At 70.7% G+C, this 19,232-nt stretch carries 21 protein-coding genes; 4 read left to right on the plus strand and 17 right to left on the minus strand.

Features of this window, described 5'->3' with window-relative positions:
* Positions 1–95: 95 nt before the first annotated feature.
* The gene (locus OG623_RS02405) at positions 96–383 is read left to right on the plus strand and encodes a putative quinol monooxygenase (protein WP_406143835.1); all 288 of its coding nucleotides are present in this window, start codon (positions 96–98) and stop codon (positions 381–383) included.
* 97 nt (positions 384–480) lie between these two features.
* On the opposite strand, the gene OG623_RS02410 is transcribed toward OG623_RS02405, so the two are convergent.
* The 12 genes from OG623_RS02410 to OG623_RS02465 form a co-directional block, all read right to left on the minus strand.
* Entirely contained in the window at positions 481–1,533 is a 1,053-nt protein-coding gene (locus OG623_RS02410; protein WP_406143837.1) for a methionine synthase II (cobalamin-independent)-like protein, read from the minus strand.
* Between the two features lie 3 nt (positions 1,534–1,536).
* The gene (locus tag OG623_RS02415) at positions 1,537–2,007 is read right to left on the minus strand and encodes a heme-binding protein (RefSeq protein ID WP_406143839.1); all 471 of its coding nucleotides are present in this window, start codon (positions 2,005–2,007) and stop codon (positions 1,537–1,539) included.
* Complete coding sequence (locus tag OG623_RS02420) at positions 2,004–2,795, minus strand: alpha/beta fold hydrolase (RefSeq protein WP_406143841.1); 792 nt, start codon at positions 2,793–2,795, stop codon at positions 2,004–2,006. The genes OG623_RS02415 and OG623_RS02420 overlap by 4 nt, the downstream gene beginning before the upstream one ends.
* 32 nt (positions 2,796–2,827) lie before the next feature.
* On the minus strand, positions 2,828–3,199 hold the full coding sequence (locus tag OG623_RS02425; protein ID WP_406143843.1) for a VOC family protein: 372 nt from the start codon (positions 3,197–3,199) through the stop codon (positions 2,828–2,830).
* The gene (locus OG623_RS02430; protein ID WP_406143845.1) at positions 3,196–4,014 is read right to left on the minus strand and encodes a fumarylacetoacetate hydrolase family protein; all 819 of its coding nucleotides are present in this window, start codon (positions 4,012–4,014) and stop codon (positions 3,196–3,198) included. Before OG623_RS02430 ends, OG623_RS02425 begins: the two co-directional genes overlap by 4 nt.
* A 6-nt stretch (positions 4,015–4,020) precedes the next feature.
* The gene (locus OG623_RS02435) at positions 4,021–5,469 is read right to left on the minus strand and encodes an NAD-dependent succinate-semialdehyde dehydrogenase (RefSeq protein ID WP_406143846.1); all 1,449 of its coding nucleotides are present in this window, start codon (positions 5,467–5,469) and stop codon (positions 4,021–4,023) included.
* 38 nt (positions 5,470–5,507) lie between these two features.
* Positions 5,508–6,431, minus strand: a complete 924-nt coding sequence (locus OG623_RS02440; RefSeq protein ID WP_406143847.1) for a VOC family protein — start codon at positions 6,429–6,431, stop codon at positions 5,508–5,510.
* Positions 6,432–6,588: 157 nt separating this feature from the next.
* Complete coding sequence (locus OG623_RS02445; protein WP_406143849.1) at positions 6,589–7,500, minus strand: LysR family transcriptional regulator; 912 nt, start codon at positions 7,498–7,500, stop codon at positions 6,589–6,591.
* A gap of 114 nt (positions 7,501–7,614) precedes the next feature.
* A complete protein-coding gene (locus OG623_RS02450; RefSeq protein ID WP_406143851.1) occupies positions 7,615–8,574 on the minus strand; it encodes a sugar ABC transporter substrate-binding protein in 960 nt (319 codons plus the stop codon).
* 33 nt (positions 8,575–8,607) lie between these two features.
* The gene (locus tag OG623_RS02455) at positions 8,608–9,615 is read right to left on the minus strand and encodes an ABC transporter permease (RefSeq protein WP_406143853.1); all 1,008 of its coding nucleotides are present in this window, start codon (positions 9,613–9,615) and stop codon (positions 8,608–8,610) included.
* Entirely contained in the window at positions 9,612–11,150 is a 1,539-nt protein-coding gene (locus OG623_RS02460) for a sugar ABC transporter ATP-binding protein (protein ID WP_406143855.1), read from the minus strand. Before OG623_RS02460 ends, OG623_RS02455 begins: the two co-directional genes overlap by 4 nt.
* Positions 11,147–11,740: a carboxymuconolactone decarboxylase family protein gene (locus OG623_RS02465; protein ID WP_406143856.1), complete on the minus strand. Its 594-nt coding sequence runs from the start codon at positions 11,738–11,740 to the stop codon at positions 11,147–11,149. The genes OG623_RS02460 and OG623_RS02465 overlap by 4 nt, the downstream gene beginning before the upstream one ends.
* A 185-nt stretch (positions 11,741–11,925) precedes the next feature.
* Between OG623_RS02465 and OG623_RS02470 the strand changes: the two genes are divergently transcribed.
* Positions 11,926–12,330, plus strand: a complete 405-nt coding sequence (locus OG623_RS02470; RefSeq protein ID WP_406143858.1) for a cupin domain-containing protein — start codon at positions 11,926–11,928, stop codon at positions 12,328–12,330.
* Positions 12,331–12,353: 23 nt separating this feature from the next.
* Here the strand turns inward: OG623_RS02470 and OG623_RS02475 are convergent, their stop codons facing one another.
* Positions 12,354–12,980 carry an alpha-ketoglutarate-dependent dioxygenase AlkB gene (locus OG623_RS02475; RefSeq protein WP_406143860.1) on the minus strand — a complete coding sequence of 209 codons (627 nt, stop codon included), beginning with the start codon at positions 12,978–12,980 and terminating at the stop codon, positions 12,354–12,356.
* Positions 12,981–13,131: 151 nt separating this feature from the next.
* On the opposite strand from OG623_RS02475, the gene OG623_RS02480 reads away from it, so the two are divergent.
* Positions 13,132–13,593 (plus strand): DUF5709 domain-containing protein, encoded by a 462-nt coding sequence (locus OG623_RS02480; protein WP_406143861.1) that lies wholly within the window; start codon positions 13,132–13,134, stop codon positions 13,591–13,593.
* 42 nt (positions 13,594–13,635) lie between these two features.
* Complete coding sequence (locus tag OG623_RS02485) at positions 13,636–14,202, plus strand: type 1 glutamine amidotransferase domain-containing protein (protein ID WP_406143863.1); 567 nt, start codon at positions 13,636–13,638, stop codon at positions 14,200–14,202.
* Positions 14,203–14,234: 32 nt separating this feature from the next.
* On the opposite strand, the gene OG623_RS02490 is transcribed toward OG623_RS02485, so the two are convergent.
* Genes OG623_RS02490 through OG623_RS02505 form a run of 4 tightly spaced genes read right to left on the minus strand, consistent with a single transcriptional unit; the run spans position 14,235 to position 19,129 of the window.
* Positions 14,235–15,839 carry an ABC transporter ATP-binding protein gene (locus OG623_RS02490; RefSeq protein WP_406143865.1) on the minus strand — a complete coding sequence of 535 codons (1,605 nt, stop codon included), beginning with the start codon at positions 15,837–15,839 and terminating at the stop codon, positions 14,235–14,237.
* Complete coding sequence (locus tag OG623_RS02495) at positions 15,836–16,669, minus strand: ABC transporter permease (RefSeq protein WP_406143867.1); 834 nt, start codon at positions 16,667–16,669, stop codon at positions 15,836–15,838. Before OG623_RS02495 ends, OG623_RS02490 begins: the two co-directional genes overlap by 4 nt.
* A complete protein-coding gene (locus tag OG623_RS02500; protein ID WP_406143869.1) occupies positions 16,666–17,613 on the minus strand; it encodes an ABC transporter permease in 948 nt (315 codons plus the stop codon). Before OG623_RS02500 ends, OG623_RS02495 begins: the two co-directional genes overlap by 4 nt.
* Before the next feature lies 1 nt (position 17,614).
* Positions 17,615–19,129 carry an ABC transporter substrate-binding protein gene (locus tag OG623_RS02505; RefSeq protein WP_406143870.1) on the minus strand — a complete coding sequence of 505 codons (1,515 nt, stop codon included), beginning with the start codon at positions 19,127–19,129 and terminating at the stop codon, positions 17,615–17,617.
* Positions 19,130–19,232 lie beyond the last annotated feature (103 nt).

The raw sequence follows: 19,232 nt of genomic DNA on the forward strand, positions 1-19,232 counted from the left end.
GGGCGTGCGCTGTGCTGGAATCGGCACACACCCGACGCCCCGCGCACGCCGTACCCACGCCGTGCCGACGCCGTGTTCGACAAGGAGACCGACCCATGGCATTCGCCGTCATCGCCCACTACCTCTGCGACCCCGCGAACGAGGCCACCGTGCGCGCCGCACTGCTCAAGATGCGGGAGCACACGCTGACCGAGCCGGGAAACCTCGGGTACGAGGTGCACGCCGAGGTGAACCGTCCCGGCGCGTTCGTCCTCTACGAGCGCTACGCCGACCGGGCCGGCTTCGACGCCCACTCAGGTGCCGACTACTTCGACGAGCTCATCGTGGGCACGGTGCGGCCGCTGCTGACCGAACGGTCCGTCACCTTCGCCGACGTCCTGTAGAGCGCCGTGCGAGCGGCCCGGACCGGTCCTCCTGCGGGCCGGCCCGGGTCTCCGTGTGTCGTGTCTCGTCTGTGCCGTGCGTCCTGTGTGTCCTGTGTCAGAACTCGTTGCCCCAGCAGTAGCGGGCGAGTGTCTCCACCTGGACCAGCTTGCGGTTCTGGTCGTCGGCGCTCAGCAGCGGGCGTCCCGCGATGTCCGCGAACCCCCGGGTCGGCGCGAGCGCCATGTCCTCCAGGTCCTTGACCTCGGCCGCGGCGTCGATCCGCGCCATCACCGTGTCGATCTCCTCGATCTCCGGGTCGGTCGCGTCGACCGCTCCCAGACAGGCGTCACGGTCCTCGGGAAGGGCCCTCAGCAGGTCGAGCTCGGCGTCGTCGCCCTTGCCGTAGGGCAGGATCCACCGGTCGACGGGGACGGCGGCGTACAGCCGCTCGGCCCTGCCGCGGTCGACCGTCGCCGGGGCCTCCCAGCCGGGGGCCAGGCCGATCCTGACGCCTTCGGGACGCTCCCCCTCCGGTACGGCGAGGGCGTCGACAGCCAGGGCGTCCTCGAAGGAGAGCGCACCGGCACGGCCCGGCTCGGCGGCGGTGTGGGCGAGCAGCAGCGGATTGTTCAGCTGGACCAGGCGGACGCCCCGGGAGATCAGCAGCTGTATCTCCGCGTGGATGATCTCGGCCAGCGCCTCGCCGAGCTCGCGTGCCGAGGCGGGGCCGCCCCGGCCCGCCGCCTCCGCGTCGAAGCAGGTGGCGGCGAGGTAGGCGGGCGAGGGCAGGGACGCCTTGGGCGCGATCAGTGTGAGCTCGCTCAGCAGGGACACCTGGTCGGCGAGCAGCGGGCCGTTCGCCTTGGGCAGGGACTCGGCGACCCAGCGGGCCGGCCCGTCCGTCTCGTCGCCGGTGCGCCGGAAGCCGGTCACCCCTTCGAGCACCGCGCTGCGGAAGTCCTCGCGGGGCAGGTCGCCGTCGGTGACGACCGTGGAGCGCAGCCTGCGCTGGAGGACCACGGCTTCCTTGACCGCCGCGAGTTCGGCCTCACGCACCGCCCCGGGGTCCGCCTCTCCCCTGGCCGTCCGCTCGCGGGCTGCCAGGAGGGCGGCCGGGCGTACCAGGCTGCCGTGGTGGTCGATACGGAAGTTGAACGTGTCAGCCATGGCTCAGGCTTCCTTTCCTGCGGGCTTGCCCGAGACGCCCCAGGCGTCGAACTCCAGCTCGTAGCCGAGGGACTCCAGGACGTCGTCCGCGATCCTCTGGTCCTCGTCCGCGGTGCCGCCTGCGATGCCGAGTCCGCCGATGATCTCGCCGTCCCTCTTGATCGTGACGCTGCCGTCGGCCGCCATGATGGGCAGGGCGGCGCCGGGCAGCTGGGACAGCTGGGAGAAGAACACCGGCTGGCTCTCCTGCCACTGCTTCAGCATCCTGCCGGGGCGCTGCATGACGGCCGCGGTGTAGGCCTTGGCCCTGGCGATGTCCGGGGTGAGAGGGCGCGCCCCGTCGGGGCGGCGGATGGCCACGACGAAGCCTCCGGCATCCACCACGGCGACGCTCACCGCCTTCCCGAACGTCAGGGCACACTTGTGGGCGGCGTCGATGATCTCTTCGGCGGCGCCGAGGGTGATGTTGCTCATGCGGCTTCCTTCGGTGCGGTGAGGGTACGGCGCAGGTGGGCGACGGCGGCGTTGTACGCCCGTGGTGTCTCCCAGTACATGGAGTGCGGGGCGCCGGGGACGATCTCCAGGTGTGAGCCCTCCAGCAGCTCGTGGGCGCGGGTGACCGTCCTGACGCTCAGCACCGCGTCCTTCTCGCCGGCGAGGAAGGCGACCCTGACGCCGGATGCGCGGATCTCGTCCAGGCCGGGGCCGTCGGTGTCGAGGTTGCGGAGGTCCTGCATCGTGGCGACGTTGAACGTGCCCATCTGCCGGAACAGGAAGGTGAGGTCCGCCCGCTCCTGCTGGAACGGGCGCGTGAGCAGCCGGTCGATGACGGGCAGCTTGACCGCATCGGCGCGGTCGGCCGCCGCCAGCTCCTTGAGCTCGGGATGGCTGATCCCGCCGAGTGAGTGGCCGAGTACCACCGATGCGACGCGCTCGGGGCGCACCAGGCCGGCGCGCAGCGCGGCGACCGAGCCGATGGACTGGCCGACCAGCATGGCGTCGGTCAGGTCCTCCTGGTCGAGGACGGCGACGACATCGCCGTGGAAGGCCTGGCCGTCGAACTCGCTCTGCGGCGCCGACAGCTCGGTCTTCCCGAAGCCGCGCAGATCGAGGGTGACGACGGTGAACTCGTCCCGCAGCGCGGCGACCTGCTGCCACCATGCCGCGTGGTGTCCCCCCGAGCCGTGCACGAACACGATGGCGGGGCCGTCGCCGTGCCGTTCGTAGTAGATGGACGCGCCGTCGGAATCGACGTAGGGCATGAAAACGATCTCCTTAGCGAGCGCTGGGGGCTCTAGTTGGGGCGCCTGCCGTGGAAGACCAGCTCGATCATGGTGTGGTCGGGGTCGTGGATGTAGCAGAACTTCGACTGGTTCTCGGGGCGTTCGATGGGGCGGGTGTGGCGGATGCCCAGTTCCTTGAGGTGCGCCAGGAACTCGTCCCAGTCGTCGACCTCGACGGCGAAGTGGTAGGGCGCCATCCGGTCCATCTCCTCGACCGGCGTGAAGTGCAGGTCGAAGTTGCCGCGGGTCATCAGCACGACGCGGGTGTTGGACTTCGGCATGATCCTCTTCATGCCGAAGACCTTGGTGTACCACTCGGCGGTGCGGTCGCTGTCGGTCGTGGGGAAGTTGACGTGGTGGATGTAGCGGGGTTCCTTGCTCATCGCGTGCTGCCTTCCGGGTGGGGTGGCTGAGGGCGGGCGGTCTCCGCCCTGACGGGGTTGGACAGGACACCGATGCCGCTGATCTCGACGTCGACGGTGTCGCCCGGCTCGATCTGGCAGGTGGACTCGGCGCCCATCCACAGCACGTCACCGGGGTTCAGGGTGAGGTGCCCGGTCATCTCGACCAGGTAGTCGAAGGGGTCGAAGACCATGTCGCCGGTCGGGAACGAGGCGCGTACATCGCCGTTGACCCGCAGGGTGGTGGTCTGGTCGAGGGCATCGACTTCGGTCTCGATCCAGGGGCCCATCGGCTTGAAGGTGTCGCTGTTCTTGCTGCGCCAGAACGAGCGGTCCGCGTGCTGCCAGACACGGGCGCTGACGTCGTTGCCGATGGTCCAGCCGACGACGGCGTCCCGCGCCTCCTGGTACGTGGCGTGCTTCAGCGTCCGGCCGATGACCGCGACGAGCTCGGGCTCGGCCTCGAACCTGCCCTGGACACCGGCGGGTTTCACGATCGCCGTGCCATGGCCGGTGAGCGCGTTGTTCGCCCGGTAGCCGGGCTCGGGCCGCTCCGGCACGACCCCGGCCTTGTCGCCCCGCAGACGTGCGTGCTCGATGTGGCGGGGGTAGTTCATGCCGACGGCGTAGAAGACGGGCGGCACGACCGGTGGCAGCCAGACCGCGTCGGCGACCGGGACCGTGCCGATGACCGTGGGATCGCTCTCCAGCGGCGAGTCGGACAGCAGGCGCACGGCGTCGTCCTCGACGCGGCCCCATACCGCCCGGCCGCCCATGGAGACTCTGGTGTAGCGCACGGCCGTTCAGCCGGCCAGCAGGTGGGAGACGCGCTTGGTGACGAGGTAGGCGTCGAGGCCCTCGGGGCCGCCTTCGCGGCCGTAGCCGCTGGCCTTGACTCCCCCGGACGGTGCCTCGTGGACCGACCCTCCGCAGTGGTTGATGGAGAGGATGCCGGCCTCGAACTCGCGGGTGAGGCGCTCGGCGGTGGCCGTGGAGCGGGTGAAGCCGTACGCGGCGAGGCCGTACGGGAGCGCGTTGGCGATGCGCAGGGCGTCGTCGAGTCCGGTGAAGCCGACGATCGGTGCGATGGGGCCGAAGGGTTCCTCGGACATCAGGGCCGCGTCGTCGGGCACGCCGGTGAGGACGGTGGGTGCGAAGAAGTACCCCGGGCGGTCGAGGCGCTCACCGCCGGTGCGTACCTCGGCGCCCCCGGCCACCGCGTCGGCCGTCAGGGCCTCGACGGCCTTCAGCCTGCGCGCGTTGGCGAGCGGGCCCATGGTGACGCCGGCGTCGAGGCCGTCGCCGACGACGACCGCGTCGGCCGCTCGGACGAACTCCGCGGTGAACTCCTCCAGGAGGCTCTCGTGCACCAGGAAGCGGCTGGGCGAGGTGCAGACCTGGCCGGCGTTGGCGAACTTCGCGGCGGCGGCACGGCGGGCGGCGGCGACGGGGTCGGCGTCCTCGCACACGATGACCGGCGCGTGTCCGCCCAGCTCCATGAGGGACGGCTTCATCTCGGCGCCGGCGGCGGCCGACAGGAGCTTGCCGACGGGCACGGACCCGGTGAAGGCGATCAGCCGGGTCGCCGGGTGCTTGATGAGGTGGTCCGAGACCTCGGCGGGTTCACCGAACACCAGGTTGAGGACTCCCGCGGGCACACCCGCGTCCTCGAAGCAGCGGATCAGCTGCACGACGGTGCCCGGGGTCTCCTCGGAGGCCTTGATGACGATGGAGCAGCCGGCCGAGAGCGCCGCGGCGATCTTGCGCATCGGCCCGCCGGCGGGGAAGTTCCAGGGGGTGAAGGCGGCGACCGGCCCGATCGGGTGGCGGCGCACGGTGAGCAGGGTGCCCTGCTCGGAGGGGATCACCCGGCCGTAGGCGCGGCGGGCGTCGTCGGCGTCCCAGCGCAGGGTCCCGGCGACCCGCTCGGCCTCGCCGCTCGCCTCGCGCAGGGGCTTGCCCTGTTCCAGGGTCATGATCCGGCCGACCTCGGCGCTGCGGGAGGTCAGCAGGTCGGCGGCCTTGTGGAGGATCGCCGTGCGCTCGGCGACCGGGGTGTCGCGCCAGGTCACGAAGCCGGCCTCGGCGGCATCGGCGGCGCGGTCGAGGTCCGCGGGGGTGGCGAGCGGTACGTGTCCGATCACGTCCTCGGTGGCCGGGTTCAGTACCGGCGCGGTCTGCCCGGTCTCTCCCTCGCACCACTCACCTGCGATGAACATACGGATGTCGGGGTATGCGTGGTTCGTCGTCATGGGTGCGTGTGCCCTCTCACGCTCGGCGGACGGGGGTGTCAGGAGGCGGGGTTCCCGGGTGTGTCACGGGAACTGCGCAGGGTCCAGATGTGGTGCGGCGGTGTGGTCTCGTGCACGCGTGTCCCGTAGGAGTCGTCGACCCGGTCCATGTCCGCCGCGTACTCCACGCGGCCTCCGCAGGGTGCGTGGACGAACCGGAAGACATTGGAGCCGACGGTGTGCCGGCCGAGCCTGCGTGCCTCCGTCCAGCCCTGGGCGATCATGTGGTTGCCGCCCTCGATGACGTCGTCGAAGCCGGGGACCTCGTAGGACACATGGTTCACGCCGGCCCGGTCGGGGCGGTGGCACAGCAGGAAGTTGTGCTGGTCGTCGTCGCCCTCGCACTGCATGAAGGTGCCCATGGGCTTGACGATGTCGGTGGGCCTGAAGCCGAGGCGGTCGACGTAGAACGCGACAGCCCGTTCCTGGCCTGCCTTGGGGATGTTGAGTGCGACATGGCACATGCGCAACGGGCGCACCCGGCCCACGGGCCCGAGCGACTCGTTCCAGCGGCGCACGTTGCCCGACACATTGGGACCGCGTGTCCCGGGCGCGGGCAGTGCGCGCGGTTTCGCGAGGGTGAGGCCGAGGCCGAAGCCCGTCTCGTCGACGCTGTGGTGGGTGCCGTCGGCGGTGGTGGTGACCTCGCGGTCCTCGGCGACCGCGGCCACGAGTGTCTTCAGTTGCCCGGGTGTGTCGACGCCCCAGACGACCTCCCGGATGGTCGGGGTGTCTTCCAGCGGCGCCGGCAACGACGGGTCGGGGGTGGTGTCGAGGTGGAGTGTCTGGCCCGCGAGTGTCTCGAACGTGGCGCGTTCGCCGGAACGGTCCACGAGCGCGAGGCCGAAATCCTCGAAGAAGCGCACGCACTGATCGAGATCTTCGACGCCGTAGGTCACCGATTCGATTCTCTGGATTCCCATGAACTCCTCTTTCCAGGAACGCGTTCGTGGGCCTGCACGGACGCCGGTTCAGCTGATCGTAATTTTCCGTCCCCGCTGCCTCAACGGTCCTGCGCCGCTCATGCCGCAATCGCTGCTTGCACGCCCGGTCGCATTCCGGGGGACGGCCGTTCTCCGTTCACCTGGTGATGGCTGCGATGGGATTGCTGGAGAACCACCGGGTGAGGAAGTCGAGGAAGACGGTCACCTTGCGCGGGGTGTCCTGGCCCGGTCCGTAGATCGCGAAGAGGGGCCTGTCGGGCACGGCCAGCTCGGGGAGCAGGACCTGGAGCGCGCCGGAGAGGAGGTCGTCGTACGCCGAGCGCTGCGGGAGCAGGGCGATCCCGCGGCTGTGCACGGCCGCCTTCTGCAGGGCGATGTAGGAGTTCGACAGGAAGGCGACGTTCCTGATCTTGTGCAGGGTGCTCGCGTGTCCGTGGCCGATCCGCCAGACCGGGTCGTTCACATGGACCAGGCAGTCGTGCGCGGCGATGTCGTTCGGATGACCGAGCGTGCCGTGCCGCTTCACGTACTCCTGGGAGGCGCAGAGCACGAACGGCAGCGAGGAGACCTTCTTCAGGCGGACGCTGGAGTCGCGCAGATCTCTGGTGTGAAAGGCGACGTCGAATCCGCTGTCGAGGAAATCGTAGGTACGGTCCGACATTCCGCCGAGCTCGAAACGCACGACTATTTTCGGATGTGCGGCGGAGAAAGCGGCGATGGCGTCGCCCAGGTCCAGGCTTCCTATCCATTTGGGACAGATGATGCTGAGCGAACCCTCCGCCCTGTCGTGCCGCTGCGCGATGGTGGAGTCCTCCGCCTCGATCTCGTCGAGTATGCGGGAGGAGAACTCCGCGTACCGCCGGCCGGGTTCCGTGAGGCTCACGGAGCGCGCGGTGCGATTGACCAGGCGGACGCCTATCTGCCGCTCCAGTTCGGCCACATGGCGTGAGACGAGCGATCCGGACGAGCTCAGCAGTTTGGCGGCCCCACTGAAGCTGCCCACGTTGGCGACGGTCACGAAGCTTCGCATGAGAAGCAGACGGTCCATGTTCTCCTCCGGCCCCGTCACGGCCGGAGGCGCCCCCGGCCGTGTCAGGTGTGATGGGTGTGCGGTCGAGCGTGGGGGCGAGGTTCCTGCATCAGGGGCGTGGGGGCCGGTGGGTCAGGGCTTCTTCTTCTCCTCGACGGAGCAGTACTGGGGGGCGTTGTTCACGTTGTCGGCGGTGATGAGGCTGATCGGGCTCATGGCGATCTTGTCGGTCTTCTTGTCGTCGAGCAGTGAGACGGTGTTGGTGATGGCGATCCTTCCGGTGGTCAGGGCGGAGTTCGCGACGGTCGCCGCGAAGCGTCCGTCCTTGACCGCGGCCAGCCCCTGGTCGGTGCCGTTCACCGTCACGATCTTCACATCCGCCTCGGCCGCCGTGAAGGCCTTGAGCGCCGCCAGGGCCATCTCCTCGTTCGCGACGAAGGCGTAGTCCATGTCCGGGTGGGCCTGGATCATGTTCTCGGCGACGTCCTGCGCCTTGGCCGCGTTGAACATGCCCGGCTGGTTCGCCACGACTTTCGCGTTGGCCGGCAGTGCCTTGGTGAAGCCGTTGACCAGCAGGTCGGAGGCGGCGCCGGGCGCTCCGGCGATCACACCGACCTGGACGTTCCTGCCTGCGGCCTGCTTCTCGATGTACTCGGCGTCCAGCTCGCCCACCTGCTTGAGGTCGACCACCACGGCTCCGAGGATCTCGGAGGGGTCGTCGGTCACCACGGAGGTCAGGAAGATGGGTATGTTCGCGCCCTTCGCCTTCGCGATGTCGCCCTTCAGCGCGTCGACGTTGACCGTCTGCACGATGAGCGCGTCGACGTTGCGCGAGATCATGTCCTCGATGTTGGACAGCTCCGTACCCGGGTTCTGGTGGGAGTTGGCCGTGTAGAGCTTGGCGTTCTTCGCGTGGGCGGTGTCCTCGATGGACGCCTGGAGACAGGTGTGGAACTCGGTGTCACCGCCGTTGACGAATCCCAGGGTGACCGACCCGTCGTCGGAAGCACCGGCACCGCAACCGCTCAGCAGGAGAGCGAGTCCGGCGACGGAGGCGGCAGTGGCTCTGTGTGTACGAACAGAAAGGGTCACAGGAGGGGCCTTTCGAAGCGTGCGGGCGTGCGTTCAGTGGTGTGAGGACTTCTTGTGGAGCTGGTTGGCGACGGCGGCGACGAGCAGCACCGCGCCCACGGATATCTGTTGGAAGTAGCTGGACACCTGGAGGAGGTTCAGCGCGTTGGCCACGACTCCGAGCAACACCACACCCAGGCAGGTGCCGATGATCGTTCCGTGCCCGCCGACGAGCATGGTGCCGCCGATCACGACCGAGGCCACCGCGGTGAGCTGGAGCTGGAGACCGCCCGTCCCCGGGCTGCTCGCGCCGAGCCGGGACAGCAGCATCAGCCCGGCCAGGCCCGCGAGCGCGCCGGCGAGGGCGTAGAGCACCAGCTTCTGCCGGTTGACGTTGATGCCGCTGAGCCGGGCGACGTGTTCGTTGCCGCCGATCGCGAAGGCGTCCCGCCCGAAGACCGTGAACCTCATGACCAGGCCGACCACGGCCAGCACCAGGACGGCCACGATCAGCAGGTTCGGCAGGCCGAGCGTCTTGTCGGAGCCCAGCGTGGACAGGTGCTCGCCGATGGAGACACTGAGCCCGTCGAGGACCAGCAGTGCGACACCGTCCAGGAGTGTGGCGGTGGCCAGGGTGGCGACGAACGGTGCCACCCTGGTGTAGGTCACGACCAGGCCGTTGACGAGCCCGATCACGGTGGCCAGCAGGAGCGACACGACCACGGTGAAGGTGGTCGACCTGCCGTCGGCGAGGAACTGCGCGGCTACGGCGGTGGTGACCGCCGCGTTGCTGCCCATCGAGAAGTCCATGCCGCCGGCCGTCATCAGCAGCGTGAGTCCCGCGGCGATGACCGCCACGACGCTGACCTGCCTGAGGACGTTCACGAGGTTCACCGACGTGGCGAACGAGTCGGTCTCGACGCCGGCGAACACGACGACGAGGATCAGCACGACGATCAGACCGATGTGCGGGACGCCGCTCAGCCTACGGAAGTGCCCTGACTTCCTGGTGTGCTTCGTGGTCCTGGTACCGGGTGTCTCCGGCGGAGCTGTGATGCTCATCGGGGTTGTCCTCCGAGGGCGGTGGCGACGAGTTCGTCGTGAGTGATGGCGTTGACGTCGTGCTCGGCGACCACACGGCCCGCGCTGACGACGATCACACGGTCGGAGAGGCGCATGACCTCCTCGGCCGACGAGGAGGCGAGCAGGACGGCCACCCCCCGGGAGGCGAGTTCGTCGATGAGTACGTGGATGTCGGCGATGGCTGCCACGTCGACACCGTTGGTGGGGTCCTCCAGGAAGCAGGCGACGGGCGAGGTCTCCAGCCACTTGGCCAGCAGGACCTTCTGCTGGTTGCCGCCGGAGAGACTGCCGACCGCCGGATTGCGGGTCAGCGAGACGACGCCGTAGCTCTCGCGGCGCGGGGCCGCGCGGCGGGTCATGTCGGCCCAGCGCTGGAGCCTGCGCCCGCCCAGCCGGTCGGTGGCGAGCATCAGGTTCTCGTCCACCGAGAGCCCCGGTATCAGTCCCAGTGCGCGGCGGTCCCCGGTGACGCAGCGGAGGCCGCCGGCCAGGGAGCGCCCGACACGGCCGAAGGGCACGGGCGCCCCTCCCACCTCCATCTCACCGGAATCGGGACGCAGTCGGCCGGACAGCAGGTCGAACAGCCGTGACTGCGCGTCCCCGGCCGGGCCGAGCACGCCGACGATCTCGCCCCTGCGCACCTGGACGCCGAAGTCGGCGATGCTCCGGCCGTGGGAGAGGCCCCGTACGGTCAGCGCCACCGACTGCGAGGGGGCCGGGCGTTCGGGACGCCGGGACACCACGTCGCGGCCGGCCATGTGGCGGACGAGGCCGGCCGGGTCGGTGTCCGACGCGGGTCCGCCGTGCACCACGGATCCGTCGCGGAGCACGGTGATGTGGTCCGCGAGCGCGAGGACCTCGTCGATGTAGTGCGAGATGTAGACGACGGCGACGCCCTCGTCCCGCAGGGTCCGCACCAGACTCCTGATCTGGTCCGCGGCCGCGGCTCCCAGGCAGGCGGTCGGCTCGTCAAGGATGAGGACCTTGCCGCCGCGCCGCACCTCACGGGCGACCTCCACCATCGTCTGCTCGGCGACGGTGAGTTCTCCCGCCGTCCGCTTCACATCGATGTCGATGTCCAGGTCGAGCAGGGCCTGGCGGGCCTCGCGTTCCACGGACCGCCACGACACCACGGAGCGCGAGGCGGGCAGGTCACCGAGCAGGATGTTCTCGGCGACGGTCAGCGCCGTCACCAGTTCACGGCGCTGCGGGACCGTCGATATGCCGAGCTGACGGGCCTTGCGCGGGGTGAGTCCGGAGTGACTCGTGCCGCCGATCTCGATGGTGCCGCCGTCCCCGTGGTGCGCCCCCGAGAGGAGCTGGACGAGGGTGGACTTGCCCGCGCCGTTCACGCCCATCAGGGCGTGGATCTCACCGGGGCGGATGTCAAGCGAGACACCCCGGAGCGCGACGGCGCCGCCGAAGCTCTTGGCGAGGTCTCGGATGCGGACCACCGGCTGCGCGGGGGCCGGTCGGTCCACGGTGCTGATGGCCGGCTCGGGGCGGGCTGTCATGGCTGGGACCGGTCCCCGCCGCCGGTGACGCGGCCGAAGCCGCGGATGTCGGGGAAGGGGGGCTCACGGTCGGCCTGGAGATCGACCTGGAAGGCGTTGAGACACATGCCGAGCATCGTGAAGTTGCCCAGCGAGCCGATGGCGTCGACCAGTGCCTGTGAGCCGAAGTGCTTGTGGGCCCGGGCGAAGGTGTCGTCGGAGACGAAGTGGGTCTCCAGCAGTTCCTGGCAGAAGGCGTGGAAGGCGGCGTCCGCCTCGTCGGCGAACACCGGCTCCCCGCGCTCCGCGATGGCCTCGACGGCCTCCGCGGGGATACCGGCCTCCACGGCCGCGGCCACATGTGCGTTCCAGGAGTACTGCGCGTCGAAGTGGCGCGCGGCCACCAGCAGGGTGAGTTCCCGCAGGTGCTTCGGCAGGCTCGAATCGAACCGTACGAACGCACCGAGCGACTCCACCCGCTCGCACAGACCGGGGCTCTGCAACCACACCCGGAAAGGCCCGCGGACACCACCGCGGCGTGCCGTGATCCTGGCATGGAGTTCCCGTTGTTGTTCGTTCATTTCTTCGGCGGCGAGTACGGGAAGACGCATGGGTGTTGTCTGCCTTTCATCGGTGACAGAGGCGAATCGACCGTGTGACGGGAGCCGACCGTACCCCTGAGCCGCTGATGCTCACCCTCCTCGGAATGCAAGGTAAAGCTGCACGCCGGATGCCTCTCATGAAGAGGACAGGCGCCTAACGTCGCACGAGGCACCGACCTTGAGAGGGATTCCGCATGACCGTCATCATCAAGACCGCTTCCGTCCGTCTGCTGGACCGGGGAGGTGCGGTCGTGACGACTCCTCTGGTCACGACCCCCTCGTCCGACGGCGAGAATCTGATCACCAGCGGGATGAGCGTCTATCCGGTGGGATCAGGGGCGCCGATGCACTCGCACAACTGCGACGAGCACGTGACGATCCTGGAGGGCGAGGCCGAGGTGCTGGTGGAGGGGGAGGCGACCCGCCTCGAACGCTTCGACACCACGTACATCCCGTCCCCGATACCCCACCTCTTCCGGAACGTCGGCGACACACCGCTGCGCATCCTGTGGGTCTACACCTCGGGGACGGTCACCCGGACGTTCACCGAGACCGGTGTGACGGTGGAACACCTCTCGGCCGCCGACCTGATGGGCTGATCACCGCGCCCGACGCCACCGGGTCAGCGCACTCCGCGGGGGCGGTACTGAACGCTGATCCGCGGCCCCTTGGCGTGCGCGGTCTTGGGAATGGCGTGCTGCCAGGTCCGCTGGCAGGAGCCGCCCATGACGATCAGGTCGCCGTGACCCAGCGGGCGGCGCACGATGTCCCCGCCGTCACGGGGACGCAGCAGCAGATCGCGCGGGGCCCCGAGGGAGAGGATCGCCACCATGGTGTCCCGGTACCGGCTGCGCCCGGACAGATCGCCGTGCCAGGCGACGCTGTCGCGGCCGTCACGGTAGTAACAGAGGCCGGCCGTGGTGAAGGGCTCGCCCAGCTCGTCGGCGTAGTGGCAGGACAGTGCCTCACGTGCCTCGTACAGCACAGGGTCAGGAAGTGTGTCCTGGGCGGCATAGTGGGCGAGCAGCCGGGGCACGGCGACCATACGGTCGTACATCTGCCACTGCTCGGCCTGCCACGGCACCGCCTTCACGAGCTCGGCGAAGAGGTCGTCCGCGCCGCTCAGCCAGCCCGGCAGCAGGTCGATCCACGCCCCGTCGCCGAGGACCGTCCTGCGCAGCCCGGCGAGCGGACCCAGCTGCGGGCGGTCTGCCTGGTCGAACAGTGAACCCTGGAGATGAACGGACATGGAAACAAGTCTAGCCGAGCATTAGAACAAGCGTTCCTATCTCGGCGAGACTCGGCGAGCCGCCCCGGCCGCTCGGGTGCCTCCCCCGCCCCGGTCGCAGCGGCCGGGGATCGGTCATAAGCTGCCGGGGCCGACGGGAAGGAGCGCCCCGATGTCGGAACAAGGACGCGGCGACGACGTCTACCAGCCGGAAGGCTCGGACGCGGACAACCGGCCCGATGACGGACTCGACCCGGAGAACGTGATCGACGAGCCCGACCTCGACGACATGCTGGACACGGGGTACTCCCCTCCGGAGAAGCCGCTGGGCGTGTCGAAGTACGGCACGACAGGCGAGGAGCAGCGGGAGGGCGAGTCCCTCGACCGGCGTCTCGCGCAGGAGGTGCCCGAGGACGATCCTCTCCCGGCCGACCGGGCCGCCGACGGGCCGGAGGACAACGGTCCCGAGGAGGACGACGCGGGGGACGAGCGCGCGGGGCGCGTCGCCGTCACCGACGAGGAGCCCGGGGCCGAACGCAACAACAGGGTGCTGGGCCGGGACGTCGGCATCGACGGGGGCGCGGCCTCCGCCGAGGAGGCGGCGGTCCACATCCAGGACGACGACGGGGCCTGAGCGACACGGACCCGTGTTCCGGGCCAGGAAAGGCGGATACCGATGACGGACAACGGTGTGAAGCAGCGCAGGGTACTGGCCGTGGTCACCAACTACGGCGTGGAGCAGGACGAGCTGGTGGTGCCGGTCGAGCGCCTCCGCGGTGCGGGGGCACAGGTCGATGTCGCGGCCGTGTCGATGGACGACATCGTGACGCTGGTCGGTGACAAGGACCCGGGGAAGAGGGTCAGGCCCGATCTGACACTGGACGACGCCGACCCCACGGAATACGACCTGCTGCTCGTCCCGGGCGGCACGCTCAACGCCGACTCCCTCCGGCTCCGGAGCGCCACCACAGGGATCGTCCGTTCCTTCACGGACTCCGGCCGCTCGGTCGCGGCCATCTGCCACGGCCCCTGGGCGCTGGTCGAGGCGGATGTCGTCATGGGCAAGCGGATGACGTCCTACCCGTCACTGCGGACCGACATCCGCAACGCGGGGGGCGAGTGGACCGACGAACCGGTCGTGACGGACGGTTCCGGCGGCTGGACACTGATCACCTCGCGTGACCCGGGTGACCTGGAACCGTTCGTGGGGGAGATCCGCACGGCACTCGCGGCGCGGTCCTGAGAGCCTCCCTCGCGGGGCGTCCCTCGCGAGGGTCAGGTCCCGGCCGACCGCAGGGCGTCCTCGACGTGGCGTGCGGGCAGCACCTCGTCGAGGGGCCCGCGCCGGGCGCACCGGCCGTCCTCGAACAGCACGGCATCGTCCGTCAGCGCCCGCACGGCCGGCACGTCATGGCTGATGAACAGCAGGGCGGTCCGGGCCGGGGCGAGCAGACGGGGCAGCGCGTCCAGGACACGCTGCCGGGAGACGGTGTCCAGCGCCGACGTCACCTCGTCGCACACCAGCAGCGCCGGCCGCGCTGTCAGCGCCCGGACCAGCGCACAGCGCTGGAGCTGGCCGCCGGAGAGCCTGCCGGGAATCCGGTGCAGCAGCTCCTCATCGAGTCCCAGCGCGCCGGCGACGGTGATCGCCTCGGCAGCCGCCTCGCTCTCCCCCAGCCCCCGCAGCAGCCGTGCCGTGTCGGCGACCTGTCCGAGTACCGGGCGGTGCTCCTCGAAGGAGTCGGCGCTGCTCTGGTGCACGTACTGGACGACACGGCACAGGGCAGGCGTGCGCCGGTCGACCCGTCGGGGCAGCGTCCTTCCGTCGAACCGCACCTCGCCCCGGGAGGGTGTGGTCAGCCCGGCCAGGACCCGCGCGAAGGTCGTCTTGCCCGAGCCCGACGGTCCGAGCAGCGCGGTCCTGCTGCCGGGCGGGAAGTCCATCGACACCGGCCCGGCGAGCGGATCGCCCGACCGGCGGCGTACGACGATACCCGAGGCGGCGACCCCGGGCCCGTCCTCCGGAGCCGGGTCCGCGGTGTCCTGGCCCTGTGCTCCGGCCGCGCCCTCGCCGTGTTCCGCTGCCAGCAGTTCCCTGGTGGCCCGGTGGCGGCCCGCCGGCGCCGCGCCGCTCACGGGGAGGACGCCGGTGCCGAGGACGTCCGCCGTCGGGCCGTCTTCCACGGCACGGCCCTCGTCCAGCACGATGACCCGGTCGGCCGTCTCCCGCACCAGCCGCAGGTCATGGCTGAGCAGAAGTACGCCGGCGCCGCCGTCCGCCAGCGCCCGCACCGTACGGCCCAGGGCCTGCGCGAGCGCGGGGTCCAGGCCGCTCGTCGGCTCGTCCAGCACGAGCAGCCCGGCCCCCGTCACCAGCGCGGACGCGAGAGCAAGACGCTGCTGCTGACCGCCGGAGAGCTGGTGCGGGAAACGGCGGCGTACGGTCCCCCAGTCCAGCCCCGCCAGCGCCAGCGCCCGGCGCGCCGCGGGCTTTCGCGCGGCCCGTTCCGGATGCCCGAGAGCGGCCAGCTCCGTGAGCGCGCCGCCGGCCCTGCGGACCGGATCCAGCACGGTCTCCGGGTGCTGGGGCAGATGCGCTGCCCGGCCGGCCCGTGCCGCCGGGCGCCTGCCGGGCTCCAGGAGCAGCAGGTCCGTACCCCCGAGCAGGGCCCGTCCGGTCAGCCGCACGCCGTCGCGCGAGGTACCGAGCACCGCCAGGCCGAGCGTGGTCTTCCCGCTGCCCGACGGTCCGACGACCGCGGTGACACCGCCCGCCACGACGGTCAGCGCTACCCGGTCCAGCAGGGGGCGCCGTGCCCCGTCCGCATGGGCGGAGACCTCCGGGACGTCCAGCAGCGGCGTGCGGGCGGAGCCGGTCATCGGCCTCTCCTCCTTCGTGCGAGGGCCCGGTCCACCAGCAGGTTGCCGCCGACGCACAGCGCCGTCAGCAGACCCGCGGGCACCAGTACTGCGGCGGGCTGGGTGAACAGGGCATCGCTGTTGCGCTCGATGAGCACCGCCCAGTCCGGGGACGAGGCGGGCAGCCCGAGGCCGAGGAAGTTGGCGGACGCCAGCAGGTAGAGCACCACGGCGAAGCGTCCGCCCGCGTCGGTGGCCAGCGGGGCGGCCAGCTCCCGTGCCAGGTGCCGGAGATGGATGTACGCCCAGCCGTGCCCCTGCATCCACAGCGCCTCGACGACGGTCCGGGAGGCGGGTGCGAGCGCGGCCCCGCGTACCAGGCGGGCGACGGCCGGGATCTGGAGGATTCCGGCGACCGTCAGCAGCCAGTACCGGTCGCGATGCCCCGTCGCGGCCAGCGTCATCAGCACCAGCAGGCCTGGGAAGGCCAGCAGCAGATCGAGCCCGCGCATCACCGTCTCGTCGAATCCACGCCGCCGGCCCGCGGCCAGCAGCCCCAGCGGCACTCCCACGGCCATGCCGACCAGCAACGCGCCCAGGGCGCTGCCCAGCACCGAGACACCGCCATGCAGCACCAGCCACAGCACATCGCGGCCCAGGACGTCCGTGCCGAGCGGGTGGCCGGCGCCGGGCGGCTGCGAGGGCAGGGTTCCATCGGTGGACGGCGCGTCCCCCGCCACCCACGGTCCCAGCAGGGCAGCGAGCACCGGCACGGCGAGCAGCAGCGTCGCGATCCACGGACGGCGCGGCAGCCGTGCACCCCGGGGCCGGGTCTTCTCCCGTACGGTCATGCCGTCACCTCCCGGCGGGGTGCCAGCCGGTGGGCGACCAGGTCTCCGACGAGGTTCACGACGACTGCGGTGCCGGCGAACAGCAGTGCGTACGTCTGTACCTGGGGCAGGTCCCTGTTCTGCACCGCCTCGACGAAGCCGCCGCCCAGTCCGCGGAAGCCGAACACCGCCTCCACCAGCACGGCGCCGCCCAGCAGCCCCTCCACACAGCGCGCGAACTGCTGCGCGGCGGGGCCGAGGGCACCCGGCAGGACATGGCGCAGCACGACCGTCCGTTCCCGCATTCCCAGCAGCCGCAGATGCTCGGCGACAGGACCGTGCCGCCCCGCCGCCACACCGGCGCGTACCTGCCGTGCCAGATCGCACAGATGCCTCGCCGTGAGCACGATGACGGGCAGCACCAGTACGGCCGGCTGCGCGAGCAGGTCGGTCGTGTCCATGCCGATGGCGGTGGCCGGCAGCAGTCCCGCTGCCAGCGATACCGAGGCGACCAACAGCAGGCCGAGGACGAACTCCGGCACCGCGTGCAGCACCACGGCGGCCGTGTTCAGCACCCGGTCGACGCGGCTGCCCTCCCGCAGCCCGGACACCGTGCCCAGCAGTGGTCCAAGCACCGTGACCAGTACGAGGGCGGGCACACCCAGCAGCAGTGTCACGCCGACGCGGTGGCCGATCTCGTCGCCCACCGGCAGTCCGGTCGTCAGGGAATTGCCGAAGTGACCGGTGAGCAGGTGGCCGAGCCAGTGCCCGAAGCGGGTCAGGGCAGGCTCGTCGAGACCGAGCTGTGTGCGCAGCGCCGCCACCTGTTCGGGCGTGCCGAGTTCGCCGCGGAGCACATCGGCCGTGTCACCGGGCAGCAGTGAACCGACGGCGAACACGGCGACCAGCACCACGAGGCACTGCACGACTGCCAGCAGGGAACGCCGAAGGAGATAGGCCCGCACGTCAGCCGACGCGGACCCGGTCGAACCGGGCCCAGTCGTGCGAGTTCGGAGGCGCGGCGCGCAGCCCGGTGACCGAGGGCCCGATGGCGTCGGTGGCGTCGGTGGCGTCGGAGAACGCCCACACCAGCAGCCCCGACCCGTCCCGCGCGATCTTCTGGGCCCGTGTGAGCAGCGCCAGCCGGTCCTGCTCGTCGCGGGTGGTGCGGGCGCGGTCGAGCAGGGCGTCGAACTCCTTCGACACGTACTGCGTCTGGTTGCGGGCCGCGCCGCCCCGGACGCGCTGCTGAAGGAAGTCGGAGACAGGCAGCGTGGAGGTGGTGTTGAAGGCGGCGACGCCCTTCGTCCTGATCTCGCTGAAGTACGTACTGGAGGCACGGGTGTTGGCGCTCAGTTCAAGACCGACCTCGTGCAGCTGCCGCGCCATCAGGTCAGCGGCCGGCTCCCACGCGGCGTCGACGGAGCTGGTCTCCACGGTGATGCGCAGCCCGTCGGCGCCTGCCTCCTTCACCAGCTTCCGAGCCTCGGCGACATCCCGCTCGCGGGGCTTCAGATCCTCCGGGTAGCCGCGCAGGCCCATCCCGAAGAGGTCGTTGCCCACCTCGCCGTGCCCGGCGAGCGCGACCCGGACCAGCGCCTCGCGGTCGATCCCGAGCTGTACGGCCCGTATCAGCCGCGGGTCGTCGAACGGCTTACGGCCGGTACGCAGCAGCAGTTGCTGCGCCGTGGCCCGCCGGGCGGTCAGCAGGCGCGTCGAGCCGCTCTTCTTCAGCCGCTCCACGGAGGCACCGGCCATGTCCGCGGCGTAGTGGACCTGACCCGACAGCAGTGCGTTGAGCCGCGCGGACTCCTCGTTCGCGGGGACGATCTCCAGCTCGGCGATGTGCGGGGCGCCGTCCCAGTGGCCGTCCCAGCTGCGGTAGCGGGCGGTGCCGCCGGGAGTGAAGGACACATGCGTGAAGGGGCCGGAGCCTATGGGCTCGTGGAAGTCCTTCGTGCCGTCGGGGATGATCTCGGTGCCGGGTCCTGCGAAGACCGTGGGGAACTCGAAGTTCGGCGCCTTCAGCACGAGGACGACGGACCGCTCGCCGTCGGCCCTGCTCGCGTCGAAGTCGATCGCCGAGAGCAGCACCTGCGAGGGCGATCCGGTGGCGGGGTCGGCGGCGCGGCGGTAGCTGTACAGGACGTCCTTCGCGGTGACCGGCTTCCCGTCGTGGAACTCCGCCTTGCGCAGCCGGACACGCCACCGGGTGCCGGAGGCGTCGCTCTGCCAGGACTCGGCGAGCCGCTCGCGGACGGACATGTCGTCCGCGTAGGTGCCGAGCGTGTCGTACAGGGCCTTGGCGCGGGCCTGGTCGACGAAGTTCGGAGCGACATGGGGGTCGAGGGTCTCCTGAGACCCGCCCGATGTGAAGGCCGCGCGGAACCGGTCGCCGCCTCCCCCGTCCTTGGTGTCCGCGCCGCAGCCTGCGAGCAGTCCTGAGGCAGCCAGTGCCAGGCCACTCCCGGCAGCCAGCACGCTCCGCCTGCCGGGCGCCGGGCGATTGTCCGACGGTCGCCGGTGTCCCGACTCCGTCCGGGCATGCAGCGTCACAGCCGATCCTTTCCGGGGTGTCCTCGCC

The organism is Streptomyces sp. NBC_01012, assembly GCF_045162755.1.
Taxonomy (GTDB): Bacteria; Actinomycetota; Actinomycetes; order Streptomycetales; family Streptomycetaceae; genus Streptomyces.

Coding starts and splice junctions, on each gene's coding strand:
- OG623_RS02405 (WP_406143835.1), top strand. CDS start 96: ATGGCATTCGCCGTCATCGCCCACTACCTCTGCGACCCCGCGAACGAG.
- OG623_RS02410 (WP_406143837.1), bottom strand. CDS start 1,533: ATGGCTGACACGTTCAACTTCCGTATCGACCACCACGGCAGCCTGGTA.
- OG623_RS02415 (WP_406143839.1), bottom strand. CDS start 2,007: ATGAGCAACATCACCCTCGGCGCCGCCGAAGAGATCATCGACGCCGCC.
- OG623_RS02420 (WP_406143841.1), bottom strand. CDS start 2,795: ATGCCCTACGTCGATTCCGACGGCGCGTCCATCTACTACGAACGGCAC.
- OG623_RS02425 (WP_406143843.1), bottom strand. CDS start 3,199: ATGAGCAAGGAACCCCGCTACATCCACCACGTCAACTTCCCCACGACC.
- OG623_RS02435 (WP_406143846.1), bottom strand. CDS start 5,469: ATGACGACGAACCACGCATACCCCGACATCCGTATGTTCATCGCAGGT.
- OG623_RS02440 (WP_406143847.1), bottom strand. CDS start 6,431: ATGGGAATCCAGAGAATCGAATCGGTGACCTACGGCGTCGAAGATCTC.
- OG623_RS02445 (WP_406143849.1), bottom strand. CDS start 7,500: ATGGACCGTCTGCTTCTCATGCGAAGCTTCGTGACCGTCGCCAACGTG.
- OG623_RS02455 (WP_406143853.1), bottom strand. CDS start 9,615: ATGAGCATCACAGCTCCGCCGGAGACACCCGGTACCAGGACCACGAAG.
- OG623_RS02460 (WP_406143855.1), bottom strand. CDS start 11,150: ATGACAGCCCGCCCCGAGCCGGCCATCAGCACCGTGGACCGACCGGCC.
- OG623_RS02465 (WP_406143856.1), bottom strand. CDS start 11,740: ATGCGTCTTCCCGTACTCGCCGCCGAAGAAATGAACGAACAACAACGG.
- OG623_RS02470 (WP_406143858.1), top strand. CDS start 11,926: ATGACCGTCATCATCAAGACCGCTTCCGTCCGTCTGCTGGACCGGGGA.
- OG623_RS02475 (WP_406143860.1), bottom strand. CDS start 12,980: ATGTCCGTTCATCTCCAGGGTTCACTGTTCGACCAGGCAGACCGCCCG.
- OG623_RS02480 (WP_406143861.1), top strand. CDS start 13,132: ATGTCGGAACAAGGACGCGGCGACGACGTCTACCAGCCGGAAGGCTCG.
- OG623_RS02485 (WP_406143863.1), top strand. CDS start 13,636: ATGACGGACAACGGTGTGAAGCAGCGCAGGGTACTGGCCGTGGTCACC.
- OG623_RS02490 (WP_406143865.1), bottom strand. CDS start 15,839: ATGACCGGCTCCGCCCGCACGCCGCTGCTGGACGTCCCGGAGGTCTCC.
- OG623_RS02495 (WP_406143867.1), bottom strand. CDS start 16,669: ATGACCGTACGGGAGAAGACCCGGCCCCGGGGTGCACGGCTGCCGCGC.